The sequence below is a fragment of the Ruegeria sp. BC8 genome, from assembly GCF_056535705.1.
The window spans coordinates 2352435-2370893 of record NZ_JBQFIV010000001.1 but is presented as its reverse complement, the minus strand read 5'-3'; the positions used below and the strand labels follow the sequence as shown (position 1 = coordinate 2370893).

Here is an 18459-nt window from a genome sequence, read left to right as displayed (position 1 = left end):
CTCTTTTACATATTGCATCTTGCATATGTATCGGCGGCGTCGGAACGGCTTTGATCTTGATCAGATCGAGGGCTTTTCTGCGACAAAAGCCAGATTGTTCGCAGGCATTGGAACCACTCCGACAACTCGCAGCCCTGTGCGTTCCAGATAGTTGCTGATCTGGCTGTCGTCCTTGTAGCCTATCTCGGGGTCTCGCCGGGTCAGGTCGGCATGAAAGCGTCGGTCGCCGTCGCTGATCAGCTTGCCCTGGCGCATGAACGGTCCGTAGAGAACGAACCGCCCCCCGGGGCCAAGGGCCAATGCGGCCTCGGACAGAACATTCCGGGCTTCTTTCCAGCTGATCAAATGCAGGAGGTTGATCAGAATGATAAGGTTCTGGTTGCCAAAGTTGTGGTGCCACCCGGGCAGGGTTGCGTCCAGCTCGACGGCGGGAATGATGTTTGGCAGGTCCTCCCCATAGGCGTCGATGCTGGCCCGGCGGGCGGGATCGATCTCGCTCGGCTGCCAAGTGAGGTCGGGAAAGATACGGGCAAATGCGGCGACGTGTTGGCCCGTGCCGCTGGCCAGTTCCAATGCGTTTCCAGTTGCGATGGGCATCTCGGCCAGCAACGCGCACAGGGCGTCCGTATTTCGGCTGGCCGCAGGAGCGATCATCTTCGCGCCGTCACCCTGAGAGGCGACGCTTGCCGTCGGAGGCAGTTTCCGCCCGCCCATCAGCGTAACCGGGACACGGCCAGCGCGGAGACCATCGCGGCATCCAACTCGGGCGCGCGGCCCAGCGCAAGATCAGCAACCAATCGCGACGCGGCCGGGGCGGTTTGAAACCCGTACCCTCCCTGACCGGCAGACCAGACAAAACTTTCATCCGACGGGTCGGGACCCAGAACAAGCGTGCCATCCGGGGCAAAGCTGCGCAGCCCGGCCCAATTGGTCTCGACACGGGTGACCGGGCTGGTCACCATTTCTTCGTACCGGGCCAGGCCCTTGGCCAGCACCATATCGTCGGCATAGGCGTCATGCGGTTCGACCGGGTCGGCCTCGGACGGTGACACCAACAGCTTGCCGGCATCCGGTTTGGCGTACCAGGTCTCACCCGCGCCCAGCATCATCGGCCAATTTTTCACATCATGGCCCCCGGGTGTCGGCAGCCGGGCCATGGAACGGCGGCGCGGCGTGATTCCGATCGGTGCGATCCCGGCCATCCTTGCGACCTCGTCGGCCCAGGCACCAGCGGCATTGACGATGGTGCGCGCTTGAAAGACCTCGGCCGCCTCCACCAGCCAATGGCCGTCCTTGCGGATCCGCGTCACTTTCTGGCGGGTCAGTACCGATCCCGCATTGGCGCGAATGATGCGGGCAAAATCCTGCAGCACTCGGTCGGTGTCGATGTCATACGCGCGCCCACTCAGCGCCGCGTATGCGACGGTTTCCGGGTTCAGGACCGGAACACGCACCAACGCATCGGCGACCGAGATTTCGGCCATTCCCAGCTCGCTCAGGTCTTTGCGGAACTGGTCGGCCTGATCACTTTTGGCCACCAGCATCAGCCCGCGCGGGGTCAGATAGTCGTTCGTAAAAAAGAACTCGGCGCTGGCCTTGTTCAGAGCCACGACCGAAGGCGGGCCATAACCTTCTTCGAACAATGCCGCCGATCGCCCCGAGGCGTGATAGCCCAGCGCGTCCTCGGCCTCGAGTACGGTCACCGATCCATGCTCGGACAGACGCGCGCCGGCGCTTAGGCCGGCAATGCCGCCGCCGATGATTAGAAAATCAATCACTGGACCTCCTCCAGCCGGTCCGTCGCCGGTGGCGGTGTCTGGCTGAGCGCCGTGATGCGGGCATAGAGCTCGGCCGGAAGGTCGAACGTCAGCGCAGCCAGCGACGGTGCCAGCTGTTCGGCAGATCTGGCCGATATGATCGGCGACGGGGCAAACGGGCTGGCAGCAACCCAAGCGACGGCAAGCGTCGCCGGATCCACACCGGTCTGATGCCCCAAGAGGGCCAACTCGGCAGCTGTTTCGGCCATCCATTCAGCCCCATAGCGGCTGGCGTATCGGTCATCTTCGGACAGTCGGCCGGCTGCACTGCCATCGGTGTACTTTCCGGTCAGCAACCCGCCACCCAGCGGCGAGTAGGCAAAAACCGAGATACCTTGATCCGCACACATTGGCAGGATCTCGACCTCGGCCTGCCGCTTGACGAGGTTGTACATCGGTTGCAGCGCGTCGATGGTCAGGTCGAAATCCGCGGCGACGCGCACGGCTTTCATCACTTGCCAGGCTGCAAAGTTGGACAAGCCGACATAGCGGATCTTGCCCGCATCTTTGAGCTGGGCAAAACACTCCATCGTTTCGGCAAGATCGGTGTCCGGATCGAACCGGTGCAGGTACAGCAGGTCGACCATGTCCTGACCCAGACGTTTGCGGGACATGTCGAACTGCGCACGGATGTTGGCCGCGCCGGCGCCGCCTGTGTAGCCCGCTTTGGTGGCGATCGTCAGTTGCTGGCGCTGAGACGCGATCATCTGGCCCAGCAACGTTTCCGACGCACCGTCGGTATAGACATAAGCTGTATCGAAATGCGTGATGCCGGCCGCGCGACAGGCGTCGAACATGGCCCGGCTTTGTTCGGCATCGGCGCGGCCCCCGAACTGCATCGTGCCAAAAGTGAAACGGCCAATGTCAGTGCCGTCGGGATTGGAAAGCCTGAGTGTCATGAGAGTGCCTGAAATGAGCCCGGCGAACGGGGGACTTTGATCAATTGTCGTCCCAAGTTTTAATCAGGGTTGAATTTGAGCATCAACCCTTCCAAACATTCACAACCAAAAACGCAGGAGGGCAGGGTGACCACAGCAGACCTACACCCAATGGCCACAGGGCACATTCCGTCATATGTGACCCAGGCGGATGGCAGCGATTTTCTCTTCAATTTCATGGTGATCTTCACAGTTGGTCTGATCCTGCTGATCGGTGTCGCGTATTTTACGTTGCATTCGATCCCCGAGAAGATGGCCCATGAGAACAACCACCCGCAGTTTCAGTTGGTTGGCATCCTGGCGTTGTTGGCCCTGTTTACGCACAACGGGTTATTCTGGGTTGCCGCCATCCTGGTTGCAGGTTTTCAGTTTCCTGACTTTGCTGCGCCCCTGCGCGCGATTGCAGATGCAATTCGGTCGCTGGCACCCGGGGCGTCTCCTCCGCCCGCCGAGCCGGACCCTGAGCCCACCGCTCCGCAGGAGCACTGACGCATGATCGAAACATTTCTGTGCGCACTGGTTACCGTTCTGCCCGACTTTCTGTTCCGACGCTTCGTTCAGGGAAAACGGATTGGTCACGAAATCACGCTGTTCACCATGTGGTACGAACTGCGCTGGGGGCTGACCGCCTGCGCGATCCTTGCGCTGACGGTGATTACCACGCTGTTCTACTTCCACCCGGCAAGCAAAACGGCGGCGTCCTATTTCCGGACCGTAACGATTCTTCCGCAACTGGGTGGGCGCGTGTCCGAGGTCTATGTGACCAACAACCAGATGGTCACCGCGGGCCAGCCGATCTTTCGTATCGAGGATTTCACCCAGCGCGCGCAGGTCGAAGCCGCACATGCCCAGATTGCTCAGATACAGGCCTCGCTGAAGGTTGCGCAAACGGATCTGGCCGAGGCCGAAGCCGGCATTGCAGGCGCGCAGGCGGCGCTGGCGCAGGCGCTCGAGGAATTGGAGCGCAACACCACCCTGCGCGATCAGGGATCCAGCGCAGTCCGCCTGACCGAGATCGAGCGACTGGAGAACCTTGTCGCCGAGCGCGAGGCCAAGGTTCTGGCCGCGCAATCCCAAAAGGCGGCCGTTGTTCAGAAGATCGAAGAACTGATCCCTGCCCAGTTGGCCAGCGCCGAGGCGCAGCTGGATGCCGCACTGGCCGAATTGGACAAGACGACAATCAGCGCAGGTGTGACGGGCCGGGTCGAGCAGTTCGGGCTGCGGGTCGGCGATTTTGTCAGCCCGCTGATGCGCCCGGCAGGAATTCTGGTTCCGACGGATTCCGGCCGCGACCGGTTTCAGGCGGCTTTCAACCAGATGTCTGCGCAGGTGATCAAACCGGGAATGATCGGAGAGCTGGGCTGTATGACACGGCCATTCACGGTGATTCCGGTCGTTGTGGTCCAGGTGCAGGATGTGATCCCTTCGGGACAGATCCGGCCCACCGACGAATTGCGCGACGTTCAACAGAACACAACCCCCGGATCAATCCTCGTGTACCTCGAGCCGCTTTACGAAGGGCTGGCCGACAAGGTCCCCCCGGGCAGCAACTGTCTTGCCAATGTCTACACCGACAATCACGACAGGCTTGAACACGAAGATTTGGGGTTCTGGGAAAGGGCATTCCTGCATGTCGTGGACACGATCGGTGTGGTTCATGCGGCAGGCTTGCGATTGCGTCTGATCCTGATGCCGGTGAACACGCTGGTTCTAAGCGGTCACTGATGGCGGGAACGTGAGTGCTCTCGCGCTATTGTGTCTGGAAATGGCGCCTGTCCCCGGTTAACTGCCGCACATGTTTGATGCGCAAATCCGCCCGATTATCGACCCGGCCCTGAACGCACAGGGCCGTTTTCTCGCGCGGTTGGGCTTTACGGCAAACCAGGTGACGCTGATAGGGCTGGCTCTTGGTTTGGTCGCAGCGGGCCTGATCGTGGCCGGCGCGACGTACTGGGCGCTGGTGCCGTTACTGCTGTCGCGCCTCGCGGATGGGCTGGACGGTGCTGTTGCGCGTGCCCGGGGCGGCACCGATTTCGGCGGCTATCTGGATATCACCTGCGACTTTCTGTTCTACGGCGCCATCCCCTTCGCATTTATTCTGGCTGACCCGGCCTCCAATGGCGTGGCCGGTGCTTTCCTCCTGCTGTCCTTCTATTTCAACGGCACCAGTTTTCTGGGCTTTTCGCTGCTGGCCGACCGGCACGGATTGAAGACCGACGCAAGAGGGCAGAAGGCCCTGTATTTTTCCGGTGGTTTGCTGGAGGGGGCCGAAACGATCGGTTTCCTTGTTCTTTTGTGTCTGGTGCCAGATGCGTTTGCCGCTTTGGCGTGGATATTCGGCAGCTTGTGTTTCCTGACTGCCACATCCCGGATCGTGTTGGCAGCGCGCAGTTTCGGCAACCGTTCCGGGAACTGAAAAAGCCCGCCGTTTCCGGCGGGCTTTGGGTTTGCTGACAGTACATTTCCCGCTTATTGCGGGATGTCGCCTTCCAGCCCTTCGACATAGAAGTTCATGCCGGCCAGAGTGCCGTCATCGGCCACTTCACCCTCGGCCAGCCAGGCGCTGCCGTCTTGCTTGTTCAGCGGCCCGGTGAACGGGTGATAGCTGCCATCTGCAATCGCGGCTTTCAGGGCCAGCGCCTCTTCCTTGACGTCGGCCGGAACGGCGTCGGAAATCTCGCCGATTTCAACCATGCCTTCCTTGATGCCGTCCCATGTGTTCACCGACTCCCAGGTGCCGTCCATCACGGCCTGGGTGCGCGCGATGTAGTAGGGCGCCCAGTTGTCGATGATCGAGCTGACGCGCGGCATCGGAGCATATTCGCTCATGTCCGAGGCCTGGCCGAAAGTGATCACGTTGCCGGCTTCTTGTGCGGCCGCCTGCGGTGCGGTCGAGTCCGTGTGCTGCAGGATCACGTCTGCGCCCTGTTCGATCAGAACCTTCGCCGCATCGGCCTCTTTCGCCGGATCGAACCAGGTGTAGGCCCAGACGATCTTGAACTCGACATCCGGGTTCACCTTCTTGGCGTGGATGAAGGCCGAGTTGATGCCGCGGATCACTTCGGGGATCGGGTACGAGCCGATGTAACCGATGATGTTCGACTTGGTCATCTTGCCGGCGATATGACCTTGGACAGCGCGACCCTCATAGAAACGCGCCGAGTAGACCGACACGTTGTCGGCGGTCTTGTAGCCCGTGGCGTGTTCAAATTTCACGTCCGGGAATTTCTTGGCCACGTTGATGGTCGGGTCCATGTAGCCGAACGAGGTGGTGAAGATCAGGTCAGCGCCTTCCAGCGCCATCTGGGTCATGACGCGCTCGGCATCCGGGCCTTCGGGCACCGATTCCACGTACACGGTTTCGACCTTGTCGCCAAAGTGCTTTTCGACGGCCTGACGGCCCTTGTCGTGTTCATAGGTCCAGCCGCCATCGCCCACCGGGCCGACATAGACGAAACCGACCTTTGTCTTGTCCTCGGCCACGGCGCCCGTGGCAAGGCCAAGTGCCATGGCGGCGCTTGCCAGAAGTGAAGTGAATTTCATTTAGTTACTCCCCAAGTTGGTACAGTTGGCCCCTAGTGCGAGGCGTGGAAGGTCCGGCCCAGTGAGGCAGGTGCGCTGCTCTTGTCGGCCGAAAGGATCACAAGCACAAGGATCGTGATGATGTAGGGCGACATTGCCAGATACTCGACAGGTATGGCAACGCCCGCTGCCTGTAGATTAAGCTGCAAGACCGTGATTCCGCCAAACAAATAGGCACCCAGCAAGGCACGCCACGGTTTCCAGCTGGCAAACACCACCAGAGCCAGAGCAATCCAGCCGACTCCGGCGGTCATGCCTTCGGTCCACTGAGGGACCCGGATCAGGCTGATATATGCACCGCCAAGCCCCGCACAGGCCCCGCCGAACAGGATCGCCATAATGCGGATCTTGATGACCTTGTAGCCGAGAGCATGCGCGGCATCGTGGTTCTCACCCACCGCACGAAGGATCAGCCCGACGCGGGTGTATTTCAGAGTGGCCCATACCGCTGCCGTCAACGCGATCCCGACATAGAGGATCGGATCATGTTGGAACAGGATCGGGCCGATGACCGGAATATCGCTGAGCAGCGGGATATGGATGTCCCCCATGCTGGGCGGTTTGATGCCCACATAGCTTTGGCCCAGAAGTGCACTGAAGCCCAAGCCAAACAGCGTCAGCGCAAGACCGCTGGCCACCTGGTTCGCCAGCGCGAACTGGGTCAGCAGAACGAACAGCAGCGACAACAGCGCACCGCCAACGGCCGCCGCGACAAAACCCAACCATGGCGAGCCTGTTTCGACCGAGATCGCAAATCCGCTGATTGCGCCCACGATCATCATGCCTTCGACGCCGAGGTTCAGAACGCCGGCCTTTTCGACGACAAGCTCTCCGATCGCCGCGAGCAGAAGCGGGGTTGCAGCAACCATCAAGGAGGCCAGCAAAAGAACGGGATTGATTTCTCCAAGGTCCATGGTCACGCCACCTCGCTACGGGCCGCACGGATGCGGTAGTTGGTCAAAAGATCGAAGGCCAGCAGGAAGAACAGAAGCATTCCCTGGAACACCTGGATGGCCGCAGCGGGCAGCCCCAGCTGGGATTGTGCGATTTCGCCACCGATATAGGTCAGCGCCATCAGGCCGCCGGCCAGCAGGATGCCCACCGGGTGCAGACGGCCCAGAAACGCCACGATGATCGCGGTAAAGCCGTAACCCACGTTGAAGTCGATGCTGACCACGCCGGACGGGCCCGAGACCTCGAACATACCGGCAAGACCGGCCAACGCGCCCGACAGCCCCAGGCAAAACAGTATCAGCCGCGGGGGATTCACGCCGGCAAATCGTGCCGCGCGCGGAGCTTCGCCTGTAAGGCGGATGTGAAATCCCAGCATGTGCCGGTTCAGCAGGACATAGGCAAAGATCACCGCGATAAAGGCCGCGACGACGCCCCAGTGCATGCCGGTTCCGGCAAACAGTTCGGCATTGTGGGCACTTTCATAGGACTGCAGGTTGCGCGAGCCGGGAAACCCGAACCCCTCAGGGTTTTTCAGCAGACCCAGCGACATCGAGGCCAGAAACTGCTCGGCCACGTAAACCAACATCAGGGAAACGAGAATCTCGTTGGTTCCAAACCGAACCTTGAGCAGGGCAGGGATCATCGCCCAGATCCAGCCGCCGAACGCGCCGGCGATCACCATGATTGGAAAGACGTACCACGCGTCCAGAGGGTAGAAGGCAAGGCCGGCCGCGGCGCCGAAGATAGCGCCCATGATGTACTGGCCCTCGGCACCGATATTCCAGATACCGGCGCGGAAGCCCAGCGACAGACCGATGGCGATCAGAACCAACGGTGCGCCCTTCACCAGCAGTTGCGGTCGGTAGTAGAATGAGAACTCGCCGAACAGGGGTTCCCAAAAGATGGTTCCGATGGCTTCGACCGGGTTCTTGCCCAGAATTGCAAACAGCAACCCGCCGAAGACCATGGTCGCCAGCACTGCGACCAGAGGGGTGGCATAAGACCACGCCTTGGACGGCTGTGGCCGTTTCTCCAACACTATCATTTGCTCATCCCCCCAAAGTCTTCGTCTTTTTTGGATTCTTGCGCCAGAGGCGGCACCGTAGGTTACACATGGGCCACCTCCATCCCATGCGCGCCGCCCATCATCAGACCGATCTCTTCGACGGTCAGGCCCGTTGTGGGACGCGGAGCGCTGAGGCGCCCTTCGTTCAAGGCGGCGAAACTGTCGGAAATCTCCATAAGTTCATCCAGATCCTGGCTGATGCAGACTACCGCCGTTCCCTTGGCCGCAAGGTCCAGAATGGCCTGACGGATTGCAGCGGCTGCGGCGGCGTCGACGCCCCAGGTCGGCTGGTTCACGACCAGCACTTCGGGGTTTTGCAGGACTTCCCGGCCGATGACGAATTTCTGCAGGTTGCCGCCCGACAGCGACCGCGCGGCGTTTTCCGGCCCCGGGGTCCGCACGTCGAATGCCTGAATGATCTTCTCCGCAAACACGCGGGTGTCGGCCCATTTCAAAAAACCATTCTTCTCCAGAGACTCGCGCACCGAGCCGGTCAGCAGAGCGTTTTCCGTCAGGCTCATGTCCGGCGCCGCGGCATGTCCCAACCGCTCTTCTGGGGCCGTCAGCACACCCAGTCTGCGCCGGGCCGTCGGGCCCAGTTTGCCGATCGGCTGGCCGTTGAAGCGGATCGCATCCGCGTCCGTCAGGATTTCACCGGACAGAACGCCCAGCAGTTCGTCCTGACCGTTGCCGGCCACGCCGCCGATGCCAAGGACTTCGCCCTTGCGGACGGTCAGGTGCACGTTCTTCAGCGCGGTCCCGAATTCGGAAGGGGACGGAACCGAAAGCCCGGAAACATCCAGCGCGACGGGTCCGAACTCGCGCCCGGACCGTTCAGGAGTCTGAAGGGCTGATCCCACCATCATTTCTGCCATGTCGCGGGCGGATGTTTCGCTGGGTGTGCATTCACCCACGTTCTTGCCCAGCCGCAGAATGGTGGCGTGGTCGCACAGCGTGCGGATTTCCTCCAGTTTGTGCGAGATGTACAGGATCGAAGTTCCTTCCGACCGCAGTTTTTTCAGTGTTTCGAACAGGATATCTACCTCCTGCGGGGTCAGGACCGAGGTCGGTTCGTCCATGATCAGCAGCTTTGGGTCCTGCAGCAGGCAGCGGATGATCTCAACTCGCTGGCGTTCACCGGCGGACAGGTCACCAACCCGACGATACGGATCCAGCGGCAGGCCATAGGTCTCCGAGACCTCGCGAATACGCGATGCCAGATCACCCATCGGCGGCGGGCTTTCCATGCCCAGGGCGATGTTTTCGGCCACGTTGAGCGCGTCGAACAGCGAAAAATGCTGGAACACCATGGCAATGCCGTCGGCACGGGCCGCGCGCGGCTCGGCCGGCGCATAGGGTTGGCCGCGCAACAGCATCGTGCCGCTGTCCGGCTTGACCAGCCCGTAGATCATCTTCACCAGCGTGGATTTTCCTGCGCCGTTTTCGCCCAGCAGGGCGTGAACTTCGCCCTCACCGATGTCAAAGGACACGTGGTCGTTGGCCACGACGCCGGGATAGGCCTTGGTCAGCCCCTGCAAGCTCAGTAGTGGAGTGGTCACGCGCTCTGGTCCTTCTTCAAGTCGTTCTGTCGGGCGGGGCGCAGGATTTGCGCTGCCACACCAACTGCGATCATCTGCGGGTGCTTGCCCAACGATGGGTCACCGATCGGGCAGGTGATCCGGGCGATCTGAGCCGGTGAGTGACCCAGCGCAGCCAGGCGCGAGCGGAATCGCGCCCATTTCGTAGCCGAGCCGATCAGCCCGGCAAAGTGAAAACCGTGCGTCAATAGCCGGTTGCACAGTTCCAGATCCAGATTGTGTGAATAAGTCAGCACTAGGTGCTCGGCGTGAACCGGTGCGTGGTGCACGAGGTCGGCCGGGTTCGCTGCCGGAACCACGGTTACACCTGCTGGGATGTCAGCCGGAAACCGGTCGGCTGCGGTGTCTACCCAAGTGATGGCAAGATCGGGGAGAGGCGACAGCACATCCACCAGCGCCCGTCCGACATGACCGGCCCCCCAGATCCACAATTGGCGGGTCGGTGTGTGCACCGGCTCGATCATCCAGCCGTCAAGCAATTGCGGTTCAGGCGCAATACCCTGTGCGCGTGCGGTTGCCAGCTGCCGCTTGACCGACAATGGAATGTCATCACCGGCAGTCGGGCGTGCGATGACGGTGTCGTCCAAGGCTTCGACGGACTTCAGGTCATAGACCTCGCTCAGCAGCGTTACGGCACCGCCGCAGCATTGCCCGAGGTCGGGACCCAGCGCATGGCGGGACAGGCGGGTTGGGCTTTGCTGAACCCGGGCGGCCTCAGCCGCCTGATACTCCAGCGTGCCGCCCCCGATCGTGCCGGATTGCCCGCCCTTCCAGACCAGCATCGCGGCGCCGACCTCGCGCGGGGACGAGCCTCGGATTGCGGCAATGACCACGCGAGTCACCTTGCCATGCGTTTTGACCGCCTCCCTCAAAGTCTCCCGGTCAAATCCCATCAGGTGCCTCCACGCATGCGTTGAACGGCGGTCCAGACCTCTTCGGCGGTGGCTGGGGCATTGATCGCCGGATACCCGTCACCGCAGGCCGCAACCGCGTTCGACAGGGCCAGCCAGGCCGAGATACCCAACATGAAGGGCGGCTCGCCCACCGCTTTTGAGCGATAGATGGTGTCTTCGCGGTTCTGACCATCCCAAAGCGCAACGTTGAACACGCCCGGTCGGTCCGAACAGGCGGGGATCTTGTAGGTCGACGGCGCATGGGTGCGCAGCCGGCCTTTGTCGTCCCAGACCAGTTCCTCGGTCGTCAGCCAGCCCGCACCTTGCACATAGCCGCCCTCGACCTGCCCGATATCCAGCGCAGGGTTCAGCGAAGCACCCGCATCATGCAGGATATCCGTCCGAAGGATGCGGTTCTCGCCGGTCAGAGTGTCCACGGCGACTTCGGTCACCGAAGCTCCATAGGCGAAATAGAAGAACGGGCGCCCGCGTCCGGCGATCCGGTCCCACTCGATCTTGGGGGTCTTGTAGAACCCGGTTGCCGACAGGCTGACACGCCCCTGATAGGCCAGCGCCGCGGCTTCGGCAAAGCTGTAGCTTTCCTCGCCCACACTGACCCGGCCATCGGCAAAGACGACCGCCGATGGATCGGTCTGATGCCGCTCGGCCAGATAGGCGGCCATCCGGTCGCGGATCGTGTCGCAGGCGGCCTTGACCGCCATCCCGTTCAGATCGCTGCCGGACGAGGCCGCCGTGGCCGAGGTGTTGGGCACTTTGGCGGTATCGGTCGCGGTGATCTTCACCATCTCCAGCGGAATGCCGAACCGCGCGGCCGCCACCTGCGCCACTTTCTGGAACAGGCCCTGACCCATCTCGGTGCCGCCATGGTTCAGGTGGACCGAGCCGTCCTGATAGACATGCACCAGCGCCCCGGCCTGATTCAGGTGGGTGAGAGTGAAGGAAATCCCGAACTTGACCGGTGAAAAGGCGATGCCCTTCTTGATCACGCGGTTTTCGGCATTCCACTTCTCGACCGCCGCCTTGCGGGTTGCGTAATCGCAGGACTCCAGCAAGGCTTCGGTCATGGGATGCAGCTCGAAATCGGTGACTTCCATGCCATACGGGGTGGTGTTCCCACCCGCGGGCAATGGCCGCACCACCGAGCGGCCGGTTTCGACGGCGCCGCGGCTGGTCAGATCCTCATGCGGATCCGGGTGGCCCAGCGGCTTGTCCCGCACCGGTTCTTCAACGCCTGCATGCGCCGGTTCATAGTAGTTCCGCCGCCGCAGTTCGACCGGGTCCAGACCCAGCACATGCGCGGCGTGATCCATCACCCGCTCGATCCCCACCATGCCCTGCGGTCCACCAAAGCCGCGATAGGCGGTTGCGGACTGTGTGTTGGTCTTCAGCCTATGGCTCTCGATCCGCGCGTTGGGCAGAAGGTACGCATTGTCGGAATGCAGCATCGCGCGGTCGGCGACCGGCAGCGACAGGTCCTGCGCCCAACCGCAGATGGCGTAGTGCAGGAAGGAAACACCCTGAATGTGGCCGTTTTCGTCAAAGCCGGCTTTGTAGCTGATGCGGAAGGCGTGGCGCTTGCCGGTGATGGTCATGTCATCATCCCGGTCATAGCGCATCTTGCAGGCTCGACCGGTTGCCCGTGCCGCAACTGCGCAGGCCACGGCCAGCGCGTTGCCCTGGCTTTCCTTGCCACCGAACCCGCCGCCCATCCGCCGGGTTTCGACCCGCACCGCGTGCATGGGAACGCCCAAAGCGTCGGCCACCTTGTGTTGAATCTCGGTCGGGTGCTGGGTCGAGGAATGCACCAGCATGTCGCTGCCTTCATTCGGCACCGCCAGCGCGGCCTGACCTTCCAGGTAGAAATGCTCCTGCCCGCCGATCTCGAACGTGCCTTCGACCACATGCGCCGCCTGCGCGATGGCGGCTTCTGCATCGCCTTTCGCATAGATGCGGGGGCCGTCCTCGAACCGGCTGTCTGCGGCCAAGGCCTCCTCGATCGTCAGGATCGGCGTTTCTTCGGCATAGTCGATCTTGCCCAGCCGGGCGGCCTTGCGCGCCGCCAGATGGCTGGTGGCGACAACCAGAAACACGGGCTGGCCCACGTAATTCACGGTGCCGTCGGACAGCAATGGTTCGTCATGGATCGAGGGCGAGACGTCATTGGCAAAGGGCAGGTCCTCAGCGGTCATCACCATCACGACCCCCGGGGCCGCGCGGACATCTGACAGGTCCATCGCCGTGATCCGGCCCTTGGCGATCGGGCTTAGGCCGAACGCCAGATGCAGCGTGCCCTTGGGGGTCGGAATGTCGTCAACATAGCGGGCGGTTCCCGACACATGCAGGGGTGCGGCGTCATGGGGCAGCGGCTTGGTCACGCTCATGCCGACACCTCCAGCACATTGGTCAGCTCGCCCTGATCTTCTAGGAAATAGCGTTCGAGCATGGCCTTTGCGGTCTCCAGTCGGTAGCGGGCCGAGGCACGCATGTCGCTCATCGGGGAATAGTCCTCGGCAAAGGCCGGCCAAGCGCTTTGAACGGTTTCCGCCGTCCATGGGCGACCGGTCAGCGCGGCCTCAACCCGAGTCGCGCGTTTCGGCACACCGGCCATTCCGCCAAAGGCGATCCGGGCTTGCGAGACGACGCCGTCCGAAACGATTATGTTGAAACAGCCGCATACGGCCGAGATATCCTGATCGAACCGTTTGCTCAGCTTGTAGCATTTCAGCCGGTCGGGTTGACGCAGAAAGCTGACCGCTTCCACGAACTCGCCGGGCTCGCGATCCTGCTGTCCATAGTCAATAAAGAAATCTTCGATAGGGATCGACCGGCGCTCGTCGCCCTTGCGCAGATGCAGCGTGGCCCCCAGCGCGATCAGCGCGGGCGGGTTGTCCCCGATGGGCGAGCCGTTCGCGATATTGCCGCCCACCGTAGCCGCGTGGCGCACCTGCACGCTGGCATAGCGCCGGATCATCTCGGCATAGGACGGATGCAGATCGGCCATCGCCGCGCCCATGCGGTTCATGTCCACCATCGCGCCGATGTACACCCCGTCTTCGGTGATCGAGATCTCCTTCAGATCGTCGCAGCCGCCCAGAAAGATCACCGGGTCTAGGTTCCGCAGCTGCTTGGTGACCCAAAGGCCGACATCGGTAGCACCCGCGATCAAAGTTGCACCGGGATGGGCGGCAAAGACTTTGGCCAGTTCGTCTGATGACTTCGGCAGAAGGGGTGAGGCCGGCTTGGCCGCAACCGGTTTGTCCTTGACCCAGACCGGCACTGGCTGGTCTTCAACGGCCTTTGCCGCGAGGATGATCGGCGCATAGCCGGTGCAGCGGCACAGGTTGCCGGCCAGTTGCGTGTCATGATCCGTCGCGCCATTTGCATGGCTCGCCACCATCGACATCACGAAACCGGGTGTGCAGAATCCACATTGCGAGCCATGAAGATCCACCATCGCCTGCTGCACCGGATGGGGCTCGCCGTCGGGCCCGCTCGCCCCCTCGACCGTGCGCACAGCCTTGCCGTGCAGTTGAGGCAGAAAAAGAATGCAGGAATTCAGCGCCTTGGCACCGGCCTCATCCGTAACCATGACGGTGCAGGCCCCGCAATCGCCCTCGTTGCAGCCTTCCTTCGTGCCGGTCAGGCAGCGATCCTCGCGCAGCCAATCCAGCAATGTGGCCGTCGGATCGACATCCGCCAGCTCCACTGTCTCTCCGTTCAGAAGAAACGTGATATTCATTCTTGAAACCCGTCGCCTTACCCGGTTGCGCCCATGGGTGCTCCTGTCTCGATGCGACGTAGAGAAAGAAGCGGGCTTGTAGCTTGCCTGAAGATGTTAGAAACAGCCTGTGCGCGCTGGCAAGAAAAACTGCCTGCCGAATGTACCATTCCCGATCCCATGCCTTGATATGCACCACGTCATTATTATCTAGGCATCTGAATTGAAAGAGATTTTGGTGAAACGCCGGCGGCGTCGGCTGAAGCACCTTCTGGAATCTCCGAATAATGTGCGGCTATTTTTTCAGCAATCACCCTTAACTGTTCCGGCTTTTTCCCGGGTCGCGAGTGCGATAGCCTGCCTCGTATGAGCAGTACTCCTCGATTCATCCACCTCCGAGTTCACACCGAATATTCCCTTCTTGAGGGGGCGGTGCGCCTGAAAAAACTGCCAACGCTGTGCGAGCAGATGGACATGCCCGCAGTTGCGGTGACGGACACCAACAACATGTTCGCAGCGCTGGAATTCTCGGTTACCGCAAGTGGTGCGGGTGTGCAGCCGATCATGGGCTGCCAGGTTGATCTGGCGTATATTCAGGCGCAGCCGGGGGAAAAACCCAAGCCCCCTGCGCCGATCGTACTGCTGGCACAATCTGAGACGGGGTACGAGCATCTGATGAAGCTCAGCTCGTGCCTGTATGTGGACAAGGGCGGGCAGTTGCCGCAGGTCACGCTTGAGGAGTTGGCTGCGCATTCCGATGGGCTGATCTGCTTGACCGGCGGACCGGACGGCCCCGTTGGCCGCCTGTTGCAGCAGGGCCAGCGTCCGGCGGCCGAGCTGCTGGTCGATCGGTTGGCCGCGATGTTCCCCGATCGCCTTTATGTCGAACTGCAACGTCATCCCGGCGAAGATGGCCAGCCCGAGGCCGAGCGCCTGACTGAGCGCGGCCAGGTGGAAATGGCCTATGCCAAGAACCTGCCTCTGGTGGCCACGAATGACGTCTATTTCCCAACCTCAGATATGTATGAGGCGCATGATGCGCTGATCTGCATTGCCGAGGGTGCCTATGTCGACCAGCAAGAGGGCCGCCGCCGCCTGACCGCGCAGCATTACTTCAAATCGCCGCAGGAAATGGTCACGCTCTTTGCCGATCTGCCCGAGGCGATCGAAAATACGGTCGAGATTGCCAGACGTTGCGCCTTCATGGCCTACAAGCGGGATCCGATCCTGCCGAAATTCGCCGATGACGAGGTCGAGGAGCTACGCCGCCAGGCCAACGAAGGTCTGCAGGCCCGACTGGCGGTGATCCCGCACGCTGTCCCACCCGAGGAATACCAGAAGCGTCTGGATTTCGAATTGGACATCATCGAGGGCATGGGGTTCCCCGGTTACTTCCTGATCGTTGCGGATTTCATCAAATGGGCTAAGGATCATGACATCCCCGTCGGTCCGGGCCGTGGCTCGGGCGCGGGCTCGCTGGTGGCCTATGCGCTGACGATTACCGACCTTGATCCGCTGCGCTACAGCCTGCTGTTCGAACGCTTCCTGAATCCCGAACGGGTGTCGATGCCCGACTTTGACATCGACTTCTGCATGGACCGCCGCGAAGAGGTGATTCGGTATGTTCAGCAGAAATACGGCCGCGACAAGGTTGGCCAGATCATCACCTTCGGCGCGCTCTTGTCCAAGGCTGCGGTGCGCGACATCGGGCGGGTGCTGCAGATGCCCTACGGCCAGGTGGACCGCCTGTCCAAGATGATCCCGGTCGAAGGCGTCAAGCCGGTGTCGATCGAGAAGGCCCTGAAAGACGAACCGCGCCTGCGCGAAGAGGCCCGCAACGAAGAGGTGGTCGACCGCCTTCTGACTTACGGCCAGCAGGTCGAGGGGCTGCTGCGCAATGCTTCGACCCACGCCGCCGGTGTGGTGATCGGCGACCGGCCGCTGGACGAGCTGGTACCGCTCTATCAGGACCCCCGCTCGGACATGCCTGCCACCCAGTTCAACATGAAGTGGGTGGAACAGGCCGGTCTGGTGAAATTCGACTTTCTAGGCCTCAAGACTCTGACGGTCATCCAGAACGCCATGGACCTGATCTTCAAGTCCGGCCGGCCATTGCACGTGGCGGCCGACGGTCGGCAGCTTTATGAGCCGGCCGAGGGGGCCGAGAACCAGATCAATGCCATTCCGCTGGATGACCCGGCCACTTACAAGCTTTATTCCGCGGCCAAGACCGTGGCGGTGTTCCAGGTTGAAAGCTCGGGCATGATGGATGCGCTCAAGCGCATGAAACCCACCTGCATCGAGGACATCGTGGCGCTCGTGGCGCTGTATCGTCCCGGCCCGATGGAGAACATCCCGACCTATTGCGAGGTCAAGAACGGCCAGCGCAAGATCGAATCCGTTCACCCGCTGATCGACCACATTCTGGAAGAAACGCAAGGCATCATCGTCTACCAGGAGCAGGTGATGCAGATCGCGCAGGTCATGGCGGGCTACAGCCTCGGCGGCGCCGACCTGCTGCGCCGCGCGATGGGTAAAAAAATCAAAGAGGCGATGGACGCCGAGCGCCCGAAATTCGAGGCCGGGGCAGCCGCGAACGGGGTAGATGCCAAGAAGGCGTCCGAGGTGTTCGACCTGCTGGAGAAATTCGCCAACTACGGCTTCAACAAATCTCACGCGGCGGCCTACGCGGTGGTCAGCTATCAGACCGGCTGGCTGAAGGCGAACCACCCGGTCGAATTCATGGCCGGTGTCATGAACTGCGATATCCATCTGACCGACAAGCTGGCGATCTATTTCGAAGAGGTCCGCAAGGGTTTGGAACTGCCCTATGTGCCGCCTTGCATAAACCGGTCGCAGGCGACGTTTGATGTGGTGGATGGCAAACTGGTCTATGCGCTGGGCGCGCTCAAGAACGTGGGCGTCGAGGCGATGAACCTCGTGGTGCAGGGCAGGGGCGACAAGCCGTTCGTCAACCTGTTTGACTTTGCCCGCCGGGTCGATCTGAAGAAGGTCGGCAAACGGCCGCTGGAGATGCTGGCCCGCGCGGGGGCCTTTGACGAGCTGGACAAGAACCGCCGCCGGGTCTTCGAAAGCCTGGAACAGCTGGTGCAGTATTCGGCGGCGATCCACGAACAGAAGAACTCGAACCAGGTGTCGCTGTTCGGCGAGGCGGGCGACGATCTGCCTGAACCGCGCCTGTCGAAATCGCCCGACTGGCTGCCCGCCGAACGGCTGAGCGAAGAATTCAAGGCGATCGGCTTCTACCTGTCCGGCCACCCGCTGGACGACTACATGCCGGCCCTGAAACGCAAGCAGGTGATGACACTCGACGAGGTCACCGAAAAGGCACGCTCGGGTCCGTTGATCGCCAAGATGGCCGGTGTGGTCGCCGGGCGACAGGAGCGGAAATCGGCCAAGGGCAACCGGTTCGCCTTTGCACAGCTGTCGGACCCGACGGGGGCGTACGAGGTGACGCTGTTCTCGGAAACCCTGGAGAAATCACGCGAATACCTGGAAACCGGCGCGCAGGTCGTGCTGACGGCCGAAGCCACGATGGAGGCTGACCAACTGAAGCTGCTGGCGCGCTCGGTCGGGCCGGCGGATTCAGTCGTGGCCGAGGCCGGCGCGACCGGGCTTCGTATCTTTCTGGACCAACCACAGGCGCTGTCGACGGTCGCCAGCGTTCTCGCGGATGCTGCAGGGGCGGCCAAAAACGCCTCGAAAGGGCCGATCCATTTGTGTCTGCTGGATCCGGGTTTGCCGGGCGAGGTCGAAATGGACCTGGGGCAGGAGTTCCCGATCAATCCCCAGATCAAGGGTGCCATCAAATCACTGGATGGGGTCTTGTCCGTCGAAGAGGTCTAGGGTGG

Annotated in this window: 14 protein-coding genes; 4 read left to right on the top strand and 10 right to left on the bottom strand. The window is 61.8% G+C overall.

Going from position 1 to position 18459, the window contains the following annotated elements; genetic code table 11:
* Positions 1-60 precede the first annotated feature (60 nt).
* The 3 genes from ACR3EK_RS11970 to ACR3EK_RS11960 are packed head-to-tail and all read right to left on the bottom strand — an operon-like array spanning position 61 to position 2716.
* Positions 61-714, bottom strand: a complete 654-nt coding sequence (locus ACR3EK_RS11970; protein ID WP_260063435.1) for a class I SAM-dependent methyltransferase — start codon at positions 712-714, stop codon at positions 61-63.
* Entirely contained in the window at positions 714-1778 is a 1065-nt protein-coding gene (locus ACR3EK_RS11965; RefSeq protein WP_480633477.1) for an NAD(P)/FAD-dependent oxidoreductase, read from the bottom strand. The genes ACR3EK_RS11970 and ACR3EK_RS11965 overlap by 1 nt, the downstream gene beginning before the upstream one ends.
* Complete coding sequence (locus tag ACR3EK_RS11960) at positions 1775-2716, bottom strand: aldo/keto reductase (RefSeq protein WP_260063433.1); 942 nt, start codon at positions 2714-2716, stop codon at positions 1775-1777. The genes ACR3EK_RS11965 and ACR3EK_RS11960 overlap by 4 nt, the downstream gene beginning before the upstream one ends.
* 126 nt (positions 2717-2842) lie before the next feature.
* Here ACR3EK_RS11960 and ACR3EK_RS11955 point away from each other — a divergent pair, with 126 nt between their 5' ends.
* The 3 genes from ACR3EK_RS11955 (at position 2843) to ACR3EK_RS11945 (ending at position 5171) form a co-directional block, all read left to right on the top strand.
* Positions 2843-3244: a hypothetical protein gene (locus ACR3EK_RS11955; protein ID WP_409233602.1), complete on the top strand. Its 402-nt coding sequence runs from the start codon at positions 2843-2845 to the stop codon at positions 3242-3244.
* Between the two features lie 3 nt (positions 3245-3247).
* Entirely contained in the window at positions 3248-4480 is a 1233-nt protein-coding gene (locus ACR3EK_RS11950) for an HlyD family secretion protein (RefSeq protein ID WP_480633476.1), read from the top strand.
* A 70-nt stretch (positions 4481-4550) separates the two neighbouring features.
* Positions 4551-5171, top strand: a complete 621-nt coding sequence (locus ACR3EK_RS11945) for a CDP-alcohol phosphatidyltransferase family protein (protein WP_170358096.1) — start codon at positions 4551-4553, stop codon at positions 5169-5171.
* A 53-nt stretch (positions 5172-5224) separates the two neighbouring features.
* Here ACR3EK_RS11945 and ACR3EK_RS11940 read toward each other — a convergent pair whose 3' ends face one another.
* The 7 genes from ACR3EK_RS11940 to xdhA all read right to left on the bottom strand — a co-directional run bounded on the left by ACR3EK_RS11940 (position 5225) and on the right by xdhA (position 14608).
* Complete coding sequence (locus ACR3EK_RS11940) at positions 5225-6298, bottom strand: BMP family ABC transporter substrate-binding protein (RefSeq protein ID WP_170337473.1); 1074 nt, start codon at positions 6296-6298, stop codon at positions 5225-5227.
* Between the two features lie 32 nt (positions 6299-6330).
* Positions 6331-7251 (bottom strand): ABC transporter permease, encoded by a 921-nt coding sequence (locus tag ACR3EK_RS11935; protein WP_170337474.1) that lies wholly within the window; start codon positions 7249-7251, stop codon positions 6331-6333.
* A gap of 2 nt (positions 7252-7253) precedes the next feature.
* Positions 7254-8336 carry an ABC transporter permease gene (locus tag ACR3EK_RS11930; protein ID WP_170337792.1) on the bottom strand — a complete coding sequence of 361 codons (1083 nt, stop codon included), beginning with the start codon at positions 8334-8336 and terminating at the stop codon, positions 7254-7256.
* Positions 8337-8398: 62 nt separating this feature from the next.
* Entirely contained in the window at positions 8399-9916 is a 1518-nt protein-coding gene (locus tag ACR3EK_RS11925) for an ABC transporter ATP-binding protein (RefSeq protein ID WP_170370916.1), read from the bottom strand.
* Positions 9913-10848 (bottom strand): xanthine dehydrogenase accessory protein XdhC, encoded by a 936-nt coding sequence (xdhC, locus tag ACR3EK_RS11920; RefSeq protein WP_480633475.1) that lies wholly within the window; start codon positions 10846-10848, stop codon positions 9913-9915. Before xdhC ends, ACR3EK_RS11925 begins: the two co-directional genes overlap by 4 nt.
* On the bottom strand, positions 10848-13250 hold the full coding sequence (gene xdhB, locus ACR3EK_RS11915; RefSeq protein WP_480633474.1) for a xanthine dehydrogenase molybdopterin binding subunit: 2403 nt from the start codon (positions 13248-13250) through the stop codon (positions 10848-10850). Before xdhB ends, xdhC begins: the two co-directional genes overlap by 1 nt.
* Entirely contained in the window at positions 13247-14608 is a 1362-nt protein-coding gene (gene xdhA / locus ACR3EK_RS11910; RefSeq protein ID WP_480633473.1) for a xanthine dehydrogenase small subunit, read from the bottom strand. The genes xdhB and xdhA overlap by 4 nt, the downstream gene beginning before the upstream one ends.
* A 345-nt stretch (positions 14609-14953) precedes the next feature.
* On the opposite strand from xdhA, the gene dnaE reads away from it, so the two are divergent.
* Positions 14954-18454 (top strand): DNA polymerase III subunit alpha, encoded by a 3501-nt coding sequence (gene dnaE / locus ACR3EK_RS11905; RefSeq protein WP_480633472.1) that lies wholly within the window; start codon positions 14954-14956, stop codon positions 18452-18454.
* Positions 18455-18459: the final 5 nt, after the last annotated feature.